The following is a 20,960-nucleotide window of genomic DNA, read 5'->3' as shown; positions in this document are numbered from 1 at the left end:
GCCCCGATTCGGCGCTGCTGTCAAGCTTCACTTGCGCTTACGGGGGCGGCCTCGGCTTGCGCTGCGGCCGCGGGCTGAGCTGCGGTTTCTCGCTCGGGGGTGGCCGCAGGCTGAGCTTCGGCCTCGGGCCGGGGGGTGGCCGCCGCAGGCTCAGGCGCGGCTGCGGGCTGAGCTGCGGTTTCTCGCTCGGGGGTGGCCGCAGGCTGAGCTTCGGCCTCGGGCCGGGGGGTGGCCGCCGCAGGCTCAGGCGCGGCTGCGGGCTGAGCTGTGGCCTTGGGCTCGGGTGCGGCTACGGGTTGAGCTGCGGCCGCAGGCTGAGCTGTGGCTTCGGGTTGAGCTGTGGACTTAGGCTCGGGTGCGGCTTCGGGTTGAGCTACGGCTTCGGGCTTGGGTGCGGGCTGCGCTGTGTCGGCGGGGGCTTCTTCCGGCTTGTCTTGGGCGTGCTGGCGAGCCTGCCGCCATTGGCGTATGACTTCTTTGATCTGGGTGCTGCACTCGTCGCTGCTCGGGAAGAAGATGGCGCCGGGTTGCTCATGCTGCGATGCCGCCTCGCGGTCGCCGGGGTTGTCACTGCCGGGGTTGTCACTGCCGGGGTTTCGGGAGGGAGGCTCGGAGATTCCGGTGGCCGCAGGTGCCGTCGGGAAGGGCTGCACCCTGTAGCATCGGCGGAGAATCAGCTGCTTCGGGTGATCTTTGTCGCTCGGTCTGAACCAGACTTCGAAGGAGACGCCGAAGAAGTTGTGGGCTTCGCCTTTTTTGATGATGAAGAGCGGCAGGTTGGCATGCTGCTGTTTGCCGGTCTTTCTGAGGGGCTCGGGCAGCAGGGCGTCACCGGGGATGTCGTGCCGGAAGAGAATGTCTTTCTCGTCGGAGAAACGGGCTTCGCAGTTGAAGATGCGGAGCATTTCGTTGTTGCTCAGGTCGGAGATGACGAGGGTGAGGAGGCCGGGCTCACGGGTGTTGCAGTAGATTTCAGCCTGATAGACGCCGACTTGGGTGAGGGGCTCCGAGACGCGGAGCTCGGGCGTGCTGCCCGCGATGCTCCTTTGGCCGTTGCACATGGCTTCGATGGTGGCTTCGTCGGGTTTTTCGGCGAGCTCCTGCATGCTTGCGTCGATGGCTTGCAGGGCGGCGTTGAGAGCTTGTTTGCACTCTTCGGCGTTCTGCATGCCGCGTGCCGCGAGTTGCAGGTAGTGCCGACCGCCGAGGTCGATGGCGATGTCGGGCATGGATTCTCCGCTGGCTGCGGGGGAGGGCATGCGATCTCCCGGCTTGACGACGATATAGCCTTCCGGCAGTTCGCTGCCGTTTTCGAGCGAGCAGAAGTTGGCATGCACGACGCGCAGGGTGTTATTGCGCGTGGGCAGGCAGACCATCATGTGACCGGGTTCGGTGTGGAAGGCTTGCGTGCGCGGGGTGTGCGACCAACGGGGCGCGCGGCTCAGGTATTGCTCGAGCAAGTCGGTATGCTCTTGTTCGAGGCGGCTGAGGTTGGGCGTGAGGGCCACGGTGCTCGTTTGCACATCGGCATCGCCGATGTGCAGGCAGAGCGAACTCGGCCCCCTCAGACGATCGCCGGCGTTGTAGAGGATGTCGTTGTTTTGGATGGGGTTGGTGTCCCGCGGCAGGGGGAGCGGCGGCGTGTCGGCCACCAAGGCTATGGTGACCCAGAGGCCGGCGGCGATGCCCCAGCTTGCCAGCCAGTACAGGAGGTGGATGAGGGAGGGCGTGTAGCGCAGCGTCACCAGGTAGTAGAGCATGACGGCTGCGGCGAGGATGACGGAGCCGAGGAAGCAGCAGGTGACGATCATGCCGGGCAGGGCGGCGTCCGCCGCCCACTCGGGCAGCCACGCGAGTTTGGGCTGCCAGAGGAGCAGGGCGCTGCTGAGCAGGAAAATCAGGGCGAAGACGGCGTGGAGGTATCGGGAAGCGCCCAGCAGCCGCGAGAGCTTCGAGCGGTCAATCATGGTCGGTTGCAAAGAGCTCGGGGTGGTCGAGGATGAACTGTGCCGCGCGGAGCTTCGGGCTGTCGCTGCGTTCATAGATGTATTGCTGGCGCAGGTTCTGCCAGCGCTCATCGGTGAGGGGCCCGAGGGTGAGAGCTTTTTCGATGATTCGGGCGTGCGCGTGGGCCCCGAGATTGTGGAGGATGCCCGGCGCTTTTTCCAAGTCTCCGGCCTGCATCAGGGCGGGTTCATCGCGCGTGACGGCGCGGTGGATGCGGCAGCAGGTGATGAGCTCTTCGAGTTGTTCGGCGTGGACGCCGCTGAGCCGCTCGCGGTAGGGGGCGAGCCGGTCGGCTTCCGGCTCGGGAAGCCCGAGATGGCGGAGTTGCATGACGCGCGCGGCGCACACCATTTGGGGGTCGTGGGAGCTGAGGTAGGGCTCGATGTCCGGCCAGGCTTTGTCGCCTTCCTGATTCATCAGCATGTCGAGAATTAGGGCGAGAGGGGCGGCGGCGTTGCAGTCGATTTGATCGTCGACGGAGGCCGGCAGCATGGTGCGGAGCCGGGCCGCGGCTTGCCGCAGTTTATCTGAAGGGATGGTGCAGCGCAGGTCGCGCAGGATTTCGAGCAGGGCGCCCGGCGTGCTCTCGATGAAGTGTTCGGCGTGCTCCCAGTAGGGGAGCTCGGCCATGCGCTTGTCGAAGTCAGCGCCGTCGGCCAGCTGCAGGAAGCGCAGGGTGTTGGCCATGGCGTTTTTCTGCACGGGGCCCGAGAGCGGGCGGCTCATCAGCTCGTCGAGCAGCTCCCAAGCCCGGGGTGCCAGCGGTTTGACGGCTGCGGCAAGCAGCTCTTGCCGGGCGGGCTCGGGCAGGTCGCTGTCCCACTGCCTGAGCTTTTTGCGGATGTAGTTGATGAGGGAGGCGAGGCTGTCGTCGGCGGGGCTCTCCTTCGGCAGCGCACCGACCAGTTTGTCGTCCAGCAGTTGGCGGTAGAAATCGCCGTCGGCCATCAGGTAGAGCTGGGCGCTGTTTCCCTCCGGCGTCGTCGTCAGGGGGTTGGCGCCTTTGTGAAGCAGGCTGCGGATGCGATTGCGGAGCAGCTCGGTGATGCAATCCGGCATCTTGCCTCGGGCCGCCAGCAGTCGGCTCGCTTCGAGCAGTTCGTGATCCTGCGTGCCCGAGCGCGCTATCGGGGCGGTGTTCCCGGGCGCGGAAGGCGGGGGAGCGGGGGCCGCAGCAGGTGGCTCCGCCGGAGTCGGCACAGCGCTGCCGTCTTCGGCCGCCCGGAGCTGCGGGACTTGCAGCAGAAGGGGCAACAGAGGCAGAAGGGACTGTCTGTACGCTTTATTCATGGTGGGCTTCGCTTGCTGTTGCGGAGATCGGCGCCAAGAAGGCGTCCGCATGGCGGAAGATGTAGCGGGAGGTGGCCATTTCAAGCTCGAAGGCGGCGGAGGCCATGCCTGCGGCGAGCTCGTCGAGTTTGTCGGGTCGGTCGAGATTCTGCGAGAGTTCGCGGTAGAATGTTTCGGCTCGGGGGATGCCGAGTTCGGCGATGTCTTGCAGCAGCTGCTCGATTTGTTGACGGCTGAGTTTGCCGAACCAGAGCTCTTGCAGAGAGCTCAGGCGCAGGGCCCGGGCCAGAACCTCCGAGTCGGCCGTCCGGCCGTGGCGGTTCAGCCACTCCTGCACGTTTTGGTCCTGCCCGGTCGGAAGCCCTCGGCAGAGGAGCAGGGCGCGCCACGCGCCGGCGGCAAGGGGCAGGCGCTCGTCGTTGAGAAGCGGCTCGATGGCGGGTTCCGCATCGGGGCAGCGGGCCAGCAGTTCGAGCAGCAGGGCGCTGAGCTCGCCGTCGTCTTCCGCCAGAGCCTTTTCCGCCTGCGCTTTGATGAAGTCGGCGGGCAGGACGAGATCCGGGGTGTCTCGGATGCTTTGGACGAGGAGGGCGTAGAGGTGGTGGCAGAGCTCGGCTCCCGGGGCTTCTTCGCTCGGGTGCTGCCAGAGCGGCAGACGCTGAATCAGCTCGGCGCAGCGCTCGGGGTCGTGCCGCGCCAGCATGGCAAGGGCCTTGGGTATGGCCATCTCGCAGAGCTCGGACTGCGCCATTTCGGGCGTCGGGGTCAGCGCGGCGGCGACGCGGTCGAAGTCTTCGTCGCGCAGGCGAAAGTCGGGGTAGAGCGAGTAGCGGCATATCTCCGAGAGCAGGGCGATGCCCGAGCTGAAGTTCTGCGTGGGCGGGGTGAACTCCAGTTGCTCGCGGCGCAGTTTTTCGAGCAGCTGCGGACTGCTGGCGATGAAGTCCGCCGCCGTGAAGCCGGGGAATTCGTTGCTGTCGGCGCTGCCTGCGGCCAGCAGGGGGTCGGCGCCTTCCCGCAGCAGCAGGGCAATGGCTTCTTCAAGCCGTCGGCAGCGTTCCTCGGTGTCTCGGCTGAGCGCATCCATGCTGTGGCGCAGCTCGTAGTTGAGCTTGGCTGCCGCATAGAGCGGTGTTTCGCCCTCGCATCCGGGGGCATTGACGTCGGCTCCGCGGGCGATGAGCAGCTTCATGCAGTCCAGCGAGCCCGGAGCGGCTCCGACGGCCGCTTCCGCCAGCACGTTGAGCGCCGAATGGTCGGCGCTGCCGTGCGGTAGCGCATCCAGCAGGCGGACGAGAGCCTTGCTCCATCCGTTGGCGGCCGGAGCGGCCGTGCAGGGGATGCTCCGCTCCCCGACCCCGATCATATCGGTAACAGGCAGACCCAGATCGAGCAGTTTGAGCAGAACGCTCTCGTGGCTCTGGCGGCAGGCGACGATGAGCAGCGGGGTGCCGCTCGGCCCGTCGAGCCGGAGGTCGGCTCCGCCCGCCACCAAAACCTCCAGTAGACGCTCGGTGACGGCCGGATCGTCTTCCCCGAGGCCGTATTCGGTCAGCGCGAAGGAGAGCGGCGTGTCGCCGGGCACGTCATGCCCGTCGAAATCCTTGTCCGTCGCTCGCGCATTCGGATCGGCGCCGTCGATGAGCAGGCATCGGGCCAGCTCGGGCTTTTTGAAGAAGCAGGCTAGATGCAGCATGTTATATCCGCCTTCGCCGGTGGGCAGGCAGTAGCGGGCATCGGCCGTTTCGGCAAAATGCCTGATGAGGCTTCGGAGGGCCGCTATCTGCGTCTCGTCGAGATCGACGAGAGTCTCGGGGTTGATGCTGTCTCTGAGCTCGGCGAACTCGACGGCCGCTTCCTCCGTGGCGTGGCCGCGCGGCGCTTCTCCGCAGCCGCACATGGCTACTCCCGCGCTCAGCAGAAGAAGCGCGCGTCGTGCTCCCGATCCGATCATGGTCTCATTGTAGTACAGCCTCCCGCCGCTTGCAAGCCGTAAAAGCCGTAAATAACGTCAGCACTCAACGACGCTCTTCAGATGCCCGACGTGCACTTCGCCGTCGTGGATCTCTTGGAGGGCTTCTTTGATGGCGGCGCAGCACTCGCGTTCGCCGTGGACCAGGAAGACTTTGCTCTTGCTGCCGCCGGTTCTGCGGAAGTACGCGAGCAGTTCGTCGTGGTCCGCGTGGCCCGAGAACGAATCCAGCGAGCAGATTTGCGCCCGCACGGGGTACACGTCACCGAGAATGCGAACTTCGCGGTCGCCGTTGAGGATGCGCCGACCGAGGGTGTTGGCCGCGCAGTAGCCGACGAAGAGCACGGTGTTGTTGTCCCGACTGATGCCGTTTTTGAGGTGGTGGAGAATGCGCCCGGCCTCGCACATGCCCGAGGCGGAGATGATGATGGCGCGCTCGCGCATGGTGTTGAGACGCTGGGATTCGGTGACGGTGCGCACCATGTGCAGCTGCTCGAAGCCGAAGGGGTCGCGCTCTTCAAAGAGGAAGTCGTAGACTTCTTTGTTGAAGCACTCGGGGTGGATGCGGAAGATTTCCGTGGCGCTCACGGCCATGGGGCTGTCGACGTAGACGGGGTAGTTCGGCAGGCGCCCCTCGCGGTAGGCTCTGTTGAGGATGTAGAGCAGCTGCTGCGTGCGCTCGACGGCGAAGGAGGGAATGTAGACGTTGCCGCCGCGCTTCATGGCGCTGCGTATCGTGCGGCAGAAGGTCTCGTCATCGCGGCTGGGTGCGTCGTGGTGCCGCCCGCCGTAGGTGCTCTCCATGAGCATGATGTCGACGTCGGGAACGGGTACGGGATCGCGCAGCAGCTCGTTGTTGCCGCGTCCTACGTCGCCGGAGAAGAGCAGGCGTTTGTGTCGGCCGTCCGCCTCGTCATCGATGTCGAGCACCACTTGGGCCGCGCCGAGGATGTGGCCCGCGTCATAGAAGGTCAGCGTGATGCCCGGTGCGAGCGGGAAGCTCATCTCGTAGCCCAAAGTGATGAAACGGCGCAGGCAGAGTTCGGCGTCCTGCTCGGTGTAGATGACCTGCGCCACGTCACCGCCGCCGCCTCGTCGGCGATCCATCTTGTTGAGGAAGGCGACGTCGCTGGCTTGGATGCGGGCGGCATCCGCGAGCATGATCTGGCAGAGGTCGCGCGTCGCGTAGGTGGTGTAGATGTAGCCCGGAAAGCCCTTTTTGACGAGGTTGGGCAGATTGCCGGAATGGTCGATATGCGCGTGTGACAGCACGACGATGTCGATGCTTTTGGGGTCGAAGTAGGGGAAGTCGCGGTTGATGCGAAGCTCGTCTTCGCGGTGACCCTGATACATGCCGCAGTCAAGCAGAATGCGCTTGCCGTTGACTTCAATGAGATGTTGGGAGCCCGTGGTGGTCTCCGCTGCGCCGCAGAAGCAGATTTTCATGCTCTGATTCTAGCCGATTTGCTGAGTGAAAGCAAGCGGTTTCTTCCCTGAAATGTCATCGCATGCAAGAATGTGGCGGGAGCTTTGCGGCGATAGCTCTTGAATGCGGCGTGTTTTCCGTGTATACTGCCGCCATGAAGATTGATTACGCGGCGGCTCCGCACCCGGCATTCGAGCTTCGTCAGGAGGCGCTTTCCGAGGCGGTGATCGCTCAGAACAACATGTCGCCCTGCGATGGTGTGATCATGACGAAGACGGGCGAGCTGCGACCGGGCTATCTCGATGAGCCTGAGCTGCTCTGCATGCTGATTCCGGCCGGGCAGCTCGCGCGACGGCTGACGGCGGACGCTCTCTCGTCCTATACCGGCAAGGAGTTGCGCAAGTGGGCGGATGCGCTTGATCGCGCCCCCTTGCAGAAGCTGGTCGATGCCGCCGTGCAGGCTTATCTCGATTCGCTTCGCGAGCCGTCGGAGCTGCTCGGGTTGCTGCGCCTCTTTCCCGGGGTGGAGGAGGCTTCGCTCGATGCTCAGGGTAAGGTGCAGCTCAAAATGGCCGACGGAGCGCCTGTGCCCGAGGCCGCCGCTGCGTGGCTGGCGGCTCTGAACTGAGAAGGGTGCAGCCTTCTGACGGCGCCGCTGCCCGCCGGAGCCGACAGGGCTGCGACGCGAAAAGCCCGTTGCCTTCATGTCGGCAACGGGCTTTTGCTGTCGCGGTGAGAAAAGCGGGCAGAACTCGTTCAGGCGTCTGCACCCTGCTCGCCCATGGCTTGGCGGATGAGCTCTTTGATCTCGTCGGCCTGTTTCTGGAGCGAGCGCAGCTGCTTGACGGCCTGAGGCAGGTGCTTGATGGCGGCGTACTGCATGCCGGCCTCCTTGAAGAGGACGGCGGGAGCTCCCCAGTAGGTCTTGCCCGCCTCAAGGTTGTTCATGACGCCGCTGCGTGCCGCGAGCACCACGCGGTCGCCGACATCCAAATGCCCGGCAATACCGCACTGCGCGGCAATCGTCACGTAGCTGCCCAATTTCGTGCTGCCGGCAATGCCGCTCTGCGAGACAATGACCGTGTGCGGGCCGATTTGAACGTTGTGGGCAATCATGACGAGGTTGTCAATCTTGCTGCCTTCGCCGATGACGGTGCGGCCGAAGCGGGCGCGGTCGATCGTCGTGTTGGCGCCGATGTCGACGTTGTCACCGATCTCAACGATGCCCACCTGATCGACGGTCTCGTAGCGCCCCGTCTCCTTGTTGAGCAGGAAGCCGAAACCGTCGCCGCCGATGACGGCGCCGGGCTGAATCACCACGTGATTGCCCAGAATGCAGCGCTCGCGCACCACCACGCGGGCGTGGAGCTTGCAATCGCGCCCCAGCACGGCAGCCTTGCCGATGACGCAGCCCGGACCAATATCACAGCCGTCGCCGATGACGGCATCCGCCTCGATCACGGCACCGGGAGACACCCGCACCTTGGCGGCATCAAGCTTCGCGGACGGATCGACGAAAGCCCCGGGAGCAATGCCGGGCACGAAGTCGGACGCCGCCTTCATGAAGTGATCCACCAATGCGTTGAACGCCAGCGACGGGTTTTCGACCTCGATGAGAGCCGTCCCCTCGGGGTGGCGGGGCAGTCCGGGCGGAATCAGGACGAGCGAGGCCTTCGTGCTCAGGTAGTCGTGAAAATACTTCTCGTTGCCGAGGAAAGCGGCCTCGCCCGGCTGAGCCTCCGCCAGCGTGGCCACTCCCGATATGCAAAGATCGGGAGCTGCCTCGCGGACGGCTTTGCCGCCGGTGAGCCTGAGAACATCATCGAAACTGAGGTTCATGGGCAGACGCGATGTTGAAGAGTGATTGCAGCGAGGAGCGGAGCGACGGGCGGTTACTTCTTTGCCTCTTCGCCCTCAGCTCCCGAAGTCATGGCTCCGACCTGCTCGACGAGCTTGCGCTGAGCCTCCTCGGGGTTGAAGCCGGCAGGGGCATCGGCGTTGAGAGCCTTGATCACCTCGGGCGTGACGTTGAGCGAATCCTTGACGTAGGGGAAGGTCTCCGTCGCGATGCTCAGGCCGCCGACCTGGGTGCTGGCGGAAGAGGAATTGATGACAAGGTCGTAGTCTCCCTTGGCCGCGATATCCTGAATGACCTTGCTGATATCGGTAAAGACGACGCGCAGCATGTCCTGACGCACCTTGTTGAGCCCGACCTCGCGGCGCTGGACAAAGTCGCGCAGCTCGTTCTCAAGAGCGCGAAGCTCATTCATCTTGCGATCGTACTCCTCGCGCAGCTGGCGCATGCGGGACTCGGAGAGGCTGGAGTCTCCCTGAGCGGCCAAAGCCTTGATTTCTTCCTGCAGAGCCGTGATTTTCTTCTGGCGCCCCTCGACTTCCTGGCGGATGGAGGCCAGCAGCTTCTGCGACTTTTCCTCAACGTCGAATCTCTTGTGGTAGGAGAGGAAAACTTCACGGACATTGACGGCGGCTACCTTGGTGTCGGCCTGAGCCATGCCGGTGAGGGCGGAGGCGGCAAGCGCCACGGCGGAAATCATGGTGTATTTCATGGTGATGAATAGATGATTATCGGTTCACTCATTTTAGTCTGTTTTTTTCGGAAGTCAAGCACGCGATTTAGCCGCAGACGCCGCAAGTTGCGTCATGACATGCAAAGCGGCGCATCCGCGCTCGGTTCGGGTAGAGAGCGCGCGTCGTCTTTTCTGCGGCGGAGACAGGCCCCTCCTCTGCTCTTCATTCGCGGATGGCTTGTTTCCGCTTTTCTCCTCCGCCTCGAGTCGATTCCCGCCCCTGAGTCAGAGAGCAGCTCCTGAGCCACGGAAAGACGGAGGCGGGGGAAGCTGCGCCGGAAGCCTTGTGTGTCAGCGCGAGGCTGCGTGTGCGCGAGGTCCGGAGGGGTCTCTTGACAAGGCCGTCTGCGCTTGCTATAATGCCCCGACACGCATACGACATGAGTCCCTTTTTCGCCAAATTGCTGGGCGTGCCGACCAGCGACAGCCGCCCCGTGCAGCTGGACTCGAACCCGCGAGCCATGCTCTGCGTGGCGATTCTCGGCACCCTCTGCATCTGCGCGGCGGCTTCGGCTGCGGCGCCCGATGTGTCGAGCGCGGCATACCGCGTCACCTGGATTGTCATCGGCTCCTTTGTCCTCTGGTCTCTGAGTGCCGTGTCGCATGTCTTCCAGCAGCAGACCTGCCGCAAGCTGGGCATGGCCTTTTTCATGGTGGTGTTGCAGATGCTCATCCTCTGGATGATCTCCTTCTGCTACAACCTCGTCGATTCGTACGTCGAGCTCGAGTACATCCGGCCGCGCCATCTGCTGCTGGTCATGCCCTACATGCTCGCGCCGGTGACGGTGACGGTGCTGGCCGGGCGCCCGCTCGGGGTGTATACGGCGCTGGCCTGTGCGCTTTTCGGCGTGGCCATGTTCCCCGGCGATTCGTCGGAGGTTGCCGTTAACTATCTCATTATCAGCTTGCTGGCCGGCGTTGTCAGCACCAATTACGCGCGCTACGAGAAGCGCTCCGAGCCGCTGGTCGGCGGCATCGTCACCGGTCTGATTGTGTATCTCACCGTGGTGTTGCTCAACTATTTTTACTTTGACGGCACCGTCTGGCGAGCCAAGAGCCTCAGCATTGCCTTCGCCGTGACGATGGGGGTCAACCTGCTCACGGTGATTATCTTTGCCGGTGCGCTGCCGGTGCTCGAAACGCTCTCGAGCCTCTTTACGCCCATGACGTGGAAGGAGCGGGCGGACACGAACCACCCCTTGCTCAACAAGCTCAAGGAGACCGCCCCAGGCACCTATTCGCACTGTCAGGAGGTGAGCCTGCTGGCGAAGTCCGCCGCCGTCGCGCTGAAGGCGGATGCGGACATGGTCGAAGCCTGCGCTCTCTTTCATGACATCGGCAAGTTGCAGAGGCCGGAATACTTTTCGGAAAACATCGCCGACCAAGCGCAGACGCCCCACAGCCGCATGACGCCGGAGGCGAGTGCGCGCATCATCCTCGGCCACGTCGATGACGGCGTGAAGCTCGCGCAGTCAAACGGACTCGAGTCGCGCATCATCGACGTGATTCGCGAACACCATGGCCGCTCGCTGGTCTACTTCTTTTACCGCAAAGCCTGCGACCTCTACGACGAGGCCAAGCGCAAGTTTGACGAGGGCTTGACGGACACCTGCCCCCAGCCCGTCGACCGAGCCGTCTACACCTACAAGGGGCCGATTCCGCAGTCTTGCGAAAGCGCCATCGTCAGCATGGCAGACGCCGTTGAAAGCGCGACCCGATCCCTCAACCACGCGACGGAAGATGACTACCGCAATATGATTGAAAACATCTTCCGCAGCCGCATTCTCGATGGTCACCTCAACGACTGCGGTCTCACCCTCGGCGAAATCGACCTGATGAAAGAGGCGCTCATCAAGGGTGTATGCGCCAGCCACCACAGCCGCATCCAGTATCCCGACGCCTCGAAGAACGGGGGCGCTGTGTGAAATAACGGGCGCTTTTCGCTGATTTTGCTTGACAATCGATGCGGGGAGTGCTACCCTGCGGGTCCGCCTCCGCCTCGTGGCTCAGGCGAGATAAACCCGGCGGGTGATATCGGACGCACCGACGTCGGAAGAACTCCAGACAAAACAACATTTCATTCGATTCTGATACCATGACAGAGTATACACTCAAGGTCAGCAAGCGTGAGGTTGTCGGCACCGGCAAGCTCAACGCTCTCCGTGCTCAGGGCTACCTGCCCGGCGTCGTCTACGGCCCGCACATCGAGAAGAACATCAACATCCAGGCCAAGGCTGCGGACGTCCGCGCTCTGCTTGCGGACAAGGAGACCGACAGCCTCGTCGTCGAGCTCGACATCGACGGAGAGAAGATGTTCACGCTCATCAAGAACGTGCAGCGCAACTTCCTCAATGACACGACGACGCACCTCGACTTTCAGGCCGTGACGCCTGAGACGGTGGTGCGCGCCAAGGTCGAGCTCCGCCTCAAGGGCACGCCGGTCGGCGTGAGCATGGGCGGTCAGGTCAACCAGATCATTTACGAGGTGCCCGTTCGCGCCGCCGTCAAGGATCTGCCGACGCACCTCGAGGCGGATATCTCGGGCATCAAGCTCAACGAGTCCCTCCGCATGAGCCAGGTGCAGCTGCCTGAGAACGTGACCTCGCCCTTCAACGGCACGGTGGTGTTGGCCTCGGTGGTCAAGCCCTGATAGCTCGCTGATTTCAGTTGTATTTACAAGGCCCTGCGCCCCTTGAAGGGACGCAGGGCGTTTGTTTTGGTGTGGGGAGCATGCTCTCTGGCCCCTGCTTGCCTTCTCTCCGACAAGCTGCCGAGCGAAGGGGCAGGGGCTCGCTCTGAGCCGAGGGCGCAACAGGCGAGGAGGGCGCGACGGCTGCGTCGGTCAGCTCAGGGTAGTCGATGCGAGGGCGCGAAACTGCGGGCAGCCGCGGCAAGGGCCGGAAAAGGCAGGGCGGGGAAAGGGGGCAGGCGGGAGAGGGGGCCGGGCAGGAAAAGGGGAAAACGCAGCGCCGTTCCCGCAGCTCGGCGAGCCGCGCCGCTCAACCGCGGTATTTGGCTCTCCGGTGCTGCCAGATGGCGAAGGCGATGCCGATCACGTTGGGCAGCCAGAGTACGATGTAGGGCGTGATGCCGCTCGACTTGCGCGACAGCTCGCAGAGCACGAGAGCCATGAAATAAAGGGCGGCCACCATGATGCCGAGGAAAAAGCCCGTCGACGTGTCGCGGCGTCGCGCCGTGATGGCCAGCGGAACACCGATGAGCGCAAAGACGAGGCAGGCGCAGGCGAAAGAGGCTCGCTGAACTCCCTCCGTCTTGAATGCGCTGATGTTCTTTTGATTCATACCGCGCTGGTAATACTCGGCATCAGAGAGAGCCGTCGCCCAGAGGAAGGACGCGCAGGGAAAAGCCTCCTGCCGACCGGCTGCCGTGCTGTAGCCCTTCATCGCGGCGAGGTCGATGGGTGCGACTCTCTCCGTGTGGGTGAGGACGTCGGCTATTTCACTGTTGGTGAAGCGGTTGGGTTTGAGCTTGCGGTGCGTGCGCAGCGGGATGTGGATGCGCATGGGCATGCTCTCCACCATGACGAGGTGCGTTGCATCCTTCTCGTGAGCCTCGATGGTGCAGTGGCTCAACTCGAGCGAGAGGATGCGCTGCTGTTCATCAAAGGTGCCGATGCGAGCCTTCTCGGCGTGCATGGCGTCAAAGTTGCCCATGGTGGGCGAGGGGGTGCCGCTGTCATCGACGGGGTAGACGTGCAGGCCGAGAATATCATCCCCGCTGCGTTTCTCGATGTAGAGCTGCGTCTTGTCGATGCGCGTCGCGTCCTGCGAGGCATTGAGCAGGTTGCGCGGATTGTCCGTCGCGGCGCGCATGACCAGTTCGCTCATCGCCTGCTTGCCCTTGGGGGCGATCTCGATGTTGATGTAGTAGCAGAGCCCCGACAGCACAATGGCAAGCCCGATGGCCGGCGCACTCAGGCGCCAGAGGCTCAGCCCGGCCATGCGCATCGACGTCAGCTCATTGTCTGCCGCCAGCCTTCCGTACACCAACAGCACGGCCGTCAGAAAGCCCCACGGCACCGTGAAGGTCAGCGAGAAGGGAATGACCTGCAGAATGAAGTCAACGACGATGCTCGGCGGTGCTCCGCTCTCCACCAACAGCGAGTGCAGCTCTTTGAAGAGCTGACCGAGCAGCATCAGCAGCGTCAGAGAGAGAACCCCCAGCGCCGTGACGGTGATGAGCTGAAAGAGAATGTAGCGGTCGAGCGTCTTCATGGCGATGAATCAGGCGGCGCTCACCGGGTCGCTCCGGCAAAGTTTTTCAGCAGTTGCAAGCCGAGCTTCTGGCTCTTTTCAGGGTGAAATTGCGTGGCGATGAGCCGCCCGCAGCGAATGGCCGCCGTGAAGGTCTCGCCGTAGCAGCAGGTAGCGGCCGCCAGCGATGCATCCTCCGGCTCGGGGAAGTAGGAGTGCACGAAATAGAAGTGCCGCCCCGTGCCCATACCGGCCCACATCGGGTCGTCCTCGCGCGCGACGCTCACCTCATTCCACCCCATGTGCGGCACCTTGAGACCGAGATCGCGGAAGCGGCGCACGCGGCCGCTGAAGATGCCGAGCCCGGGCACGCCTGGGCTCTCCTCACTGCTCTCAAAGAGAATCTGATAGCCGATGCAGATGCCCAGAAAGGGCCGATCCTGCGACACCCAGTCGCGGATGGCGGGCGCCAGCCCCTGCCCCTCGAGAGCGCGGGCGCAGTCGCCGAACGCCCCCACGCCGGGCAGCACCAAGTGCGTGATGCCCGCCAAGTCGTCCGGCGTGCGGACGAGGCGCGACTCAAAGCCGGCGGACAAAAAGGAATTGCGCACGCTTGAAAGATTGCCGGCGCCGTAATCAATGATGCCCAGAGTACTCATATGCGTCGTTGCGATGGGGTTGCCGCGGGGGTCATGGCGTGGAGTTCATGGCGTGGAGTTCATGGCGTGGAGCTTCGGTGGCTCAGAGGGCGCCCTTGGTGGAGGGAATCAGGGAAGCCGCACGCGGATCAATCTCGACCGCCTCGCGCAGAGCATGGGCGAGGCTCTTGTAGATACCTTCGGCAATGTGGTGGCCGTCCATGCCGTAAAAAACCTCGATATGCAGGTTGCAGCGCAGGTTGTTCGCCAGAGCGCGGCAGAACTCCACCGTCAGCGAAAGCGGCATGTTGGGAGCGTCGGCGGCGCCCTGCGGTGCACGGAACTCGAGGAAGGGACGGTTGGAGAGGTCGATGACGCAGCGGCAGAGCGTTTCGTCCATCGGCACGTAGGCGCAGCCGTAGCGGCGGATGCCGCGCTTGTCACCCAGCGCGCGGGCGATTGTCTCGCCGATGACGATACCGGTGTCCTCGACCGTGTGGTGGGCATCGACCTCGAGGTCGCCGCGTGCGGTGAGCGCCATGTCGATGAGGCTGTGGCGGGCGAAGAGGTTGAGCATGTGGTCGAAGAAGGGGTGCCCGGTGGCAATGGCGGCGCAACCCGAGCCGTCGAGGTTGAGATCGAGGCTGATGTCGGTTTCGCCGGTCGTACGCTTGCTGCTGGCTTTTCTGGATTCGGACATCTTGGTAAGCCTCATTGTAGCACCTTCCGCAAGCTTTGCCAACTGTAAACAATGCCACGGGCAGACTTTGTGCGCTCAAGGCCTCGCTCGGACTGCCCGACTCCCGTCGGCTTTTCTGCTTGACCCCTCGTTTCCTCTCGGATAGACTGCCCTCATGCCCGCTGACGACCGCTCCCTGCTCATGAACCGCTGCCTCTGGATTGATTGGCTGCGGCTTGTCGCCCTCTTTTTGGTGACCCTCTGCCATTGCTGCGACCCCTTGCTCTTCAACCCCCTTGCGGCTCCCTCCACCGAATTGAGCTTCTGGGGCGCCGTCTGGCAGTGCTCGACGCGTGCCTGTGTCCCCCTCTTTGTCTGCATGACGGGAGCGTTGCTGTTGCCCGCGCGAACAGCAACTTTCCCCTTTTGGCGCAAACGCATCGGGCGCGTGCTTTGGCCCTTCCTCATCTGGAGCGCCCTCTACTGCCTCTTCCCTTGGTTCTTCCTCGGCCTCGGCGGGGCAGATCCGTCGCGCATTGCCGATCACTTTGTCTCGGCCGCCGTCGCGCCGAGCGGCGAGCTGAGCAGCGCTCTCGGCGAGATCGCTCTCATCCCTTTGAGCTTCTCGCTCTACTGCGTGCACATGTGGTACGTCTACGTGCTCATCGGGCTCTACCTCTTCATCCCCATTCTCTCGGCCTGGCTGGAGCGCGCGACGCTGCGTGAGAAGTTGGCCGTGCTCGGGCTCTGGACGCTTTCGCTGTTCATCCCCTATCTCAACTTGGCCATGCCCGAGCTCTGGGGCGTCTGCGCTTGGAACAGTTGCGGCATGTTGCACTATTTTGCGGGCTTCAGCGGGTATCTGCTGCTCGGTCACCTCATGATGCGCGGAAGGCGCATCGGCTTCGGCCGCGCACTGGCGGCGGGGGCGGCTCTCATCGTCATGGGCTACCTTGTCACCTTGGTCGGCTTCCGCATCATGCAGACGGAGTCTTACCATGCGGGCAGCTTCGGCGAGATGCTCCGTTTGGCGCTTTCCCCCGAAACGCCCGGCGTCCCCTATGTGCCGGCGCACGAGGTGTTCATCTTCTTTTGCAGCCCCAATGTTGCGCTGATGGTGGCCGGCCTGCTTCTCATCTTCCGAGAAATCACCGATTCTCCGCTTTGGGTGCGCCGTCTGCTGGCCAACCTGACTTCCTGCGGCTTCGGCATCTACTTGGTGCACTATTTCATCGTGGGCCCCGCCTTCATGCTGTGCCGCAGCTTGGGTATTGGCGATGAGCTGCTGGTCTTGGCCTCGGCCGTCATCGTGCTGCCCGTCACGTGGTGCATCGTGGCTTTGCTCAAGCGCCTGATTCCCGGCAAGTGGCTGTTGGGCTGAGTTGACCGCAAGCCCCCGCACGGGCGGGGCAGACCGCGTTGAGCGAAGCCCCCGAAGGGTGGAGCAGGGCTGACGCAAGCCTCCGCAAGGCGAGGTCGGGCCGGGTTGTCGCAAGCCTCCTGCAAGGCGAGGTCTGGCCGGGTTGACGCAAGCCTCCGCAAGGCGAGGTCGGGCCGGGTTGTCGCAAGCCCCCTGCAAGGCGATGCCGAACCGAGTCGGCCGAAGCCGCCGAGGCGACGGCTCACCGCGCCTGCCGGGCGTTGCGGTAGCGCTCCATCCCGGGGAGAGGCTGTTGCTCGGCTGCGTCCAAGGGGCGCAGAACGCGGCAGGGAACACCGCCGGCCAGAACTCCGCTCGGAATGTCTCGGCTGACGACGCTGCCGGCGGCGATGATGCAGTTGGCACCGATGCTCACGCCGGGCAGGATTTTGACGCCGCCGCCGATCCAGACATCATTGCCGACGCAGATGGGTAGGCTGTACTCCGCCCCGGTGCGGCGAGTCGCGGCATCGGAGGGATGCGAAGCGGTGTAGAAGCCGCATTGCGGACCGACGAGAACCGAATCGCCCAAGCTGATTTTGGCGCCGTCGAGCATCACGCAGTCGTGGTTGATGAAGACGCCGTCGCCCAGCTCGATGTTGAAGCCGTAGTCGCACCAGAAGTTCGGCATGATCATCGCCTGCCCGCGGATGCTGCCGAGGAGCTTGCGGAGCAGCTCCTGCATCGCGCCCTCGTCGGACGGATCCGTGCGGTTGAATTGGTAACAGAGCTGCTTGGCACGGAGCCTCAGGGCGCAGAGTTCTGCATCCGCCGCGTTGAAAAGCTCCCCTCGGAGCATCTTGCTCTGTTCCGAATCTTCCATGAGCAGGACTTTAGCACAGCGCATCGCATCGGTCAAGAGAGGGAGGCGAGGGCGGCCGCTTGGGCGAGGGTCGGGGCCGCGCTTTTTCGTTTGAAAGCAGGGGCGAGCGCCGCCGGCAGTGTCGGGCTCGGGCGGCGCGTCGGTGCCGCGAGCTGTTTCGGTGCGCGCTGCCGCATGACTCGGGCGCGGTACACGGCCACAGGACGCGTCCGCAGCACCTTGGCTCGATATGCCCTCCTTGATATGCCCTCCTTGCTTCCTCGGCATCCCTCCGGACGCATCAGGCACTCCGCCGGCCGGGGCTATCAATAACGAAAAAAATGACGATTTGTTTCTTTTGTGCGTGAAAAGCTCGTTGCGCTGTTATAGAGTAAGCGCGTCGATACCCCTATGAATACAACATTTTTGATCAAGACTTTAGCCGCTCTGGCATGGAGCGCACCGCTTGTCTGCGCCGAGGGAGCGCCCGAGGCCTTTACTCTTCCCGCGCCGGATCAGATCAATGAGACGGACGCGTGGCATCGTACCCCGCTGATGCAGGCCGTGCGCCGCGGATCTGCGGAGGAAGTGAAGGCCCTGCTCGACGCCGGGGCAGGGGTGAATGCCGCTTCCGTTCTCGGGCGCACGGCGCTGATGATGGCGGCGGATTCGCAGCAGCCGGAGATGGTGGAGCTGTTGCTGGGCGCCGGGGCCGATGTGCAGGCGCGCGATCTTCAGGGCAATACCGCGCTGATGCTCGCGCAGACGGAGGGGGACGGGTATCTGTCCCTCCCCTGCCCGACCCTGCAGGGCAAGGATGCCGTGACGCGCTGCACGCAGCTTCTCCTGGCCGCGGGGGCGGAGGCCGAGGCGTGCAACGCGGCCGGGCAGAATGCGCTGATGGCGGCCTGCTACAGGCGCATGGCTTCTCCCGATGCGGAGGCCGCGATTCGCCTGCTCGTGTCTGCCGGGGCGGATATCAACAGCCGCGATGCGGAAGGCCGCACGCCGCTGATGTACTCTCTCATGCGGGGGGATCACGGGTGGATGCTGCCTCTGCTCACCGGGCTCGGTGCCGATATCGACGCACGCGACAAGGCCGGGCGCACGCCGCTGATGTATGCCGTGCTGGGCTACATGTCGGATGAGGTATGGACGTTCATGAGGGAGGCCAAGCCGGACGTCCGCGCCCGCGATCGCGCCGGCAAGTCGACAATGGACTATACCGGGCCGAGTAGCCGCAACCGCAAGAGGCTCCTCGAGATGGGCGCCGAGTGATGCGAGTGCACCCGGCGAGCTCGGGCTCGCAAGGCTTGCCGCGGCGGGCCGCGGTTGCGGCTTCGCGCGGCTCGCCTCCCCGGGAGCTGCCGTCCGCCCGGTTTTACCCTCTAGTCGGCCGATTTCGGAAAGATGCTTCGGCGGACGCGAATTCTGCTTGACCTGCTCCGGCTCGCATGACATCATGCCGCCATGAAGAAGAGAATTCGCCTTGCATCCGTGGTGGCGGCAGCGTGTTGCCTTGCCTTTGCTCCCTTGCCTCTCGCTGCGGAAGACCACGGAGCCCCCGATGCGGAACAAAGCAGCGAGCCCCTCACCAAGGCCGACCGCAAGAAACTGGCGGCCGAGAAGAAGGCCGCCAAGAAGAAGGCTGCCCGTGCCAAGGTTCCTTTCAAATGGTTCAAGTCGGAAAAGTCCGCTCTGGCTTTCGCCAAAAAACACAATTTGCCGGTCTGGATGATCTACAGCGACCCGAAGACCTGCCCGGTCTGCGTGGTTTTTGAGAAAGAAATCCTCAACAACTCCAAGCTCAAGCGCAGCCGCGGCATCGGTTGCGGCTACATCAGCGGTGAGCCGATGCCCGAGTATCAATGCACCGCTAAACCCAGCGGCGCGATTGTGACGCCCGACGGCAAGGTCGTCGGCAATCTCTCCTGTTTCCGTGGCTGGGGTGTCGAGCAGTACATCGATCGCCTCAAGCAGGCTGCCGATGATCTTGAGCCTCAGGACGGCGACGCTTCCGCCGCGGAGTGAGAGGCCGAGCATTCGGCCTGAGAATGAGGCTTGAGCGTGCACGGCGGCCTGAGGGCTCGGTGTTGTCTGCGGATACACGGCGGCCTGAGGGCGCGGTGAGCCTTGCGCTCGTGTATCGGGAAGCTGCCGGAGCCCGAGCGAAGGCGTCCGAACGGAAGACTCTCGGCGAGCTTTATCGGGCTGCCTTCCGAGGAGGACTTCGTATTAGCGGGTGAGGCCCGTCTCTTTCCTTTCGGTGCTTCGGGTGAAGTCCGGGTCTGAGTGCCGAGGGGCAGGGGAGGGTGCGGATTTTCGCTTGCGTTTGCGCTGCGGCCTGCGTGAATGGGCTTGACAAGGGAGGCTTCCTTTGACAGAGTGCCAGCATGAACAGATTCCTGTCTTCACTGCTGGTTGCAGGCCTTTGTTGCCTGGCATCATCTGCTCATGCCGCTCCGACGCGCCCCAATGCCGTTGTCATCATGACGGATGACCTCGGCTACGGCGATCTGGGCTGCACGGGGTCGCGCCAAGTGGTCAGTCCCAACATCGACCGCTTGGCCGAACAGGGTGTTTTCTTTGAGCGCGCCTACGCTGCGGCACCCATGTGCGGTCCTTCGCGCATGGCCCTGATGACGGGGCGCCAGCCGAAGCGCTACGGCATCACCGTCAACCCGAACTGGAAGCATCCCGACTTGCCCGAGAGCCGCTACGGCCTCCCCGTTACGGAGAAGTTGCTGCCCGAGTATCTCAACCCGCTGGGCTATACCTGCGGTGTGGTGGGTAAGTGGCACCTCGGCCACACGAAGGGGCAGACGCCGACCGAGCGCGGCTTCGCCCGTTGGTGGGGCTTCCTCGGCGGGTCGCGTTCGTACTTCCCTCTCGCGCAGGAGCAGGGCGGGCTCAACCCCAGCCGCATCGTTTCCTCCTATGACGAAAACCCCAAGGTGACCTACCTGACGGATGACGTGACGCGCGAGGCCGTGCGTTTCATCCGCGAGCAGTCTCCGGAGGGCAAGCCCTTCTTCCTCTTTGTCTCCTACAACGCCCCGCACTGGCCGATGGAGTCGTTGAAGGAGGACCGCGAGGCGACGCGGCAGCACGCCGAGGAGAACGGCGTGCCCGTTCCGACGGGGCTTCGCATGCACTACTGCGCGATGATTCACGGTGTGGACCGCGGTGTCGGCCGGATCATGGATGCGCTTCGCGAGCAGGGGCTTGCCGATGATACGCTCGTGTTTTTCATGTCCGACAACGGCGGTGCGCCCGAGTCGCCCTGCTCAAACGCGCCTTGGCGCGGTCACAAGCGCCTTCACTATGAGGGCGGCGTGAGGGTTCCGTTCCTGGTCAGCTGTGTCGGTACCCAACAGGGGAAGGCCTGGCCGAAGGATCTGCTCGTTCCCGGTCGCCGCTGCGGAGAGATTGTCTCGCTGATGGATATCCTGCCGACGCTCCTGCAGCTCAATGACCAGCCTGTGCCGAAGACCATGGACGGGCGAAGCATGGTGCCCGTGCTCCGGGGTGAATCCGCCGGGGATCGCAGCCTGCAGTGGTGCACGGATCAGACCAATGCGATTCTTGTCGGCGATTGGAAGTTGCTGCGAGCCAAGGGCGTTGAACCCCGCCTGTACTGCCTCGGCGATGATCCCGGTGAGAAAGAGAACCGCGCCAAGTCTCAGCAGAAGCGCCTTCGCGAGCTCTCCCGAGAGCTGGATGACTATCTGGAATCGACGCCCGGGCCTCGTTATCCGGATCACGAGTCCTGGGGCAAGAAGCTTCTCAAAGAGCACAAGGAAGCGAAGACGATGCCCCGGTACTGATTCGTCCCCTGCTGATCATCAGTATTGAAACTAGAAAGCCGGCGAGCGGAGGCCAAGCCTTCGCTCGCCGCTGTGCGTATAAAGAAATGGAGATCGG

Annotated in this window: 17 protein-coding genes; 7 read left to right on the top strand and 10 right to left on the bottom strand. The window is 63.7% G+C overall.

Annotated features, from left to right (window positions below; translation table 11 throughout):
* Positions 1 to 20: 20 nt before the first annotated feature.
* From AC6UAL_RS01550 to AC6UAL_RS01535, 4 genes are read right to left on the bottom strand one after another with little or no spacing between them, the layout of a single operon-like run.
* Positions 21 to 1,967, bottom strand: coding sequence for a hypothetical protein (locus AC6UAL_RS01550; RefSeq protein ID WP_500681592.1), 1,947 nt, complete (start codon positions 1,965 to 1,967; stop codon positions 21 to 23).
* Positions 1,960 to 3,297: a hypothetical protein gene (locus AC6UAL_RS01545; protein ID WP_500681591.1), complete on the bottom strand. Its 1,338-nt coding sequence runs from the start codon at positions 3,295 to 3,297 to the stop codon at positions 1,960 to 1,962. Before AC6UAL_RS01545 ends, AC6UAL_RS01550 begins: the two co-directional genes overlap by 8 nt.
* A complete protein-coding gene (locus tag AC6UAL_RS01540; protein ID WP_500681590.1) occupies positions 3,290 to 5,251 on the bottom strand; it encodes an ankyrin repeat domain-containing protein in 1,962 nt (653 codons plus the stop codon). The genes AC6UAL_RS01545 and AC6UAL_RS01540 overlap by 8 nt, the downstream gene beginning before the upstream one ends.
* 57 nt (positions 5,252 to 5,308) lie before the next feature.
* Positions 5,309 to 6,715 (bottom strand): MBL fold metallo-hydrolase RNA specificity domain-containing protein, encoded by a 1,407-nt coding sequence (locus AC6UAL_RS01535; protein WP_500681589.1) that lies wholly within the window; start codon positions 6,713 to 6,715, stop codon positions 5,309 to 5,311.
* 134 nt (positions 6,716 to 6,849) lie between these two features.
* Between AC6UAL_RS01535 and AC6UAL_RS01530 the strand changes: the two genes are divergently transcribed.
* Entirely contained in the window at positions 6,850 to 7,323 is a 474-nt protein-coding gene (locus AC6UAL_RS01530; protein ID WP_500681588.1) for a hypothetical protein, read from the top strand.
* Positions 7,324 to 7,451: 128 nt separating this feature from the next.
* On the opposite strand, the gene lpxD is transcribed toward AC6UAL_RS01530, so the two are convergent.
* Both lpxD and AC6UAL_RS01520 read right to left on the bottom strand, forming a co-directional pair.
* Positions 7,452 to 8,534, bottom strand: a complete 1,083-nt coding sequence (gene lpxD / locus AC6UAL_RS01525) for a UDP-3-O-(3-hydroxymyristoyl)glucosamine N-acyltransferase (RefSeq protein ID WP_500681587.1) — start codon at positions 8,532 to 8,534, stop codon at positions 7,452 to 7,454.
* A 53-nt stretch (positions 8,535 to 8,587) separates the two neighbouring features.
* Positions 8,588 to 9,262 carry an OmpH/Skp family outer membrane protein gene (locus AC6UAL_RS01520; protein ID WP_500681586.1) on the bottom strand — a complete coding sequence of 225 codons (675 nt, stop codon included), beginning with the start codon at positions 9,260 to 9,262 and terminating at the stop codon, positions 8,588 to 8,590.
* A 401-nt stretch (positions 9,263 to 9,663) separates the two neighbouring features.
* Between AC6UAL_RS01520 and AC6UAL_RS01515 the strand changes: the two genes are divergently transcribed.
* The gene (locus AC6UAL_RS01515; RefSeq protein WP_500681585.1) at positions 9,664 to 11,208 is read left to right on the top strand and encodes an HDIG domain-containing metalloprotein; all 1,545 of its coding nucleotides are present in this window, start codon (positions 9,664 to 9,666) and stop codon (positions 11,206 to 11,208) included.
* Positions 11,209 to 11,378: 170 nt separating this feature from the next.
* Positions 11,379 to 11,933: a 50S ribosomal protein L25 gene (locus AC6UAL_RS01510; protein WP_500681584.1), complete on the top strand. Its 555-nt coding sequence runs from the start codon at positions 11,379 to 11,381 to the stop codon at positions 11,931 to 11,933.
* A gap of 349 nt (positions 11,934 to 12,282) precedes the next feature.
* Here the strand turns inward: AC6UAL_RS01510 and AC6UAL_RS01505 are convergent, their stop codons facing one another.
* The 3 genes from AC6UAL_RS01505 to hisB form a co-directional block, all read right to left on the bottom strand.
* Positions 12,283 to 13,518, bottom strand: coding sequence for an LptF/LptG family permease (locus AC6UAL_RS01505; protein WP_500681583.1), 1,236 nt, complete (start codon positions 13,516 to 13,518; stop codon positions 12,283 to 12,285).
* A 20-nt stretch (positions 13,519 to 13,538) separates the two neighbouring features.
* On the bottom strand, positions 13,539 to 14,156 hold the full coding sequence (hisH, locus tag AC6UAL_RS01500) for an imidazole glycerol phosphate synthase subunit HisH (protein WP_500681582.1): 618 nt from the start codon (positions 14,154 to 14,156) through the stop codon (positions 13,539 to 13,541).
* 82 nt (positions 14,157 to 14,238) lie between these two features.
* Positions 14,239 to 14,835, bottom strand: a complete 597-nt coding sequence (gene hisB / locus AC6UAL_RS01495) for an imidazoleglycerol-phosphate dehydratase HisB (RefSeq protein ID WP_500681581.1) — start codon at positions 14,833 to 14,835, stop codon at positions 14,239 to 14,241.
* Positions 14,836 to 14,989: 154 nt separating this feature from the next.
* Between hisB and AC6UAL_RS01490 the strand changes: the two genes are divergently transcribed.
* Complete coding sequence (locus AC6UAL_RS01490; protein WP_500681580.1) at positions 14,990 to 16,195, top strand: acyltransferase; 1,206 nt, start codon at positions 14,990 to 14,992, stop codon at positions 16,193 to 16,195.
* A 241-nt stretch (positions 16,196 to 16,436) separates the two neighbouring features.
* On the opposite strand, the gene AC6UAL_RS01485 is transcribed toward AC6UAL_RS01490, so the two are convergent.
* The gene (locus tag AC6UAL_RS01485) at positions 16,437 to 17,057 is read right to left on the bottom strand and encodes a sugar O-acetyltransferase (RefSeq protein WP_500681579.1); all 621 of its coding nucleotides are present in this window, start codon (positions 17,055 to 17,057) and stop codon (positions 16,437 to 16,439) included.
* A gap of 390 nt (positions 17,058 to 17,447) precedes the next feature.
* Here AC6UAL_RS01485 and AC6UAL_RS01480 point away from each other — a divergent pair, with 390 nt between their 5' ends.
* The 3 genes from AC6UAL_RS01480 to AC6UAL_RS01470 all read left to right on the top strand — a co-directional run bounded on the left by AC6UAL_RS01480 (position 17,448) and on the right by AC6UAL_RS01470 (position 20,863).
* Positions 17,448 to 18,314, top strand: a complete 867-nt coding sequence (locus AC6UAL_RS01480) for an ankyrin repeat domain-containing protein (RefSeq protein WP_500681578.1) — start codon at positions 17,448 to 17,450, stop codon at positions 18,312 to 18,314.
* A 192-nt stretch (positions 18,315 to 18,506) separates the two neighbouring features.
* Positions 18,507 to 19,067, top strand: a complete 561-nt coding sequence (locus AC6UAL_RS01475) for a hypothetical protein (protein ID WP_500681577.1) — start codon at positions 18,507 to 18,509, stop codon at positions 19,065 to 19,067.
* 362 nt (positions 19,068 to 19,429) lie between these two features.
* Positions 19,430 to 20,863 (top strand): sulfatase family protein, encoded by a 1,434-nt coding sequence (locus tag AC6UAL_RS01470; RefSeq protein ID WP_500681576.1) that lies wholly within the window; start codon positions 19,430 to 19,432, stop codon positions 20,861 to 20,863.
* Positions 20,864 to 20,960 lie beyond the last annotated feature (97 nt).

This window comes from Candidatus Parakkermansia intestinigallinarum (assembly GCF_944389695.1).
Classification (GTDB): Bacteria; Verrucomicrobiota; Verrucomicrobiia; order Verrucomicrobiales; family Akkermansiaceae; genus Akkermansia; species Akkermansia intestinigallinarum.
This window is presented reverse-complemented; position numbering and strand designations above follow the sequence as displayed.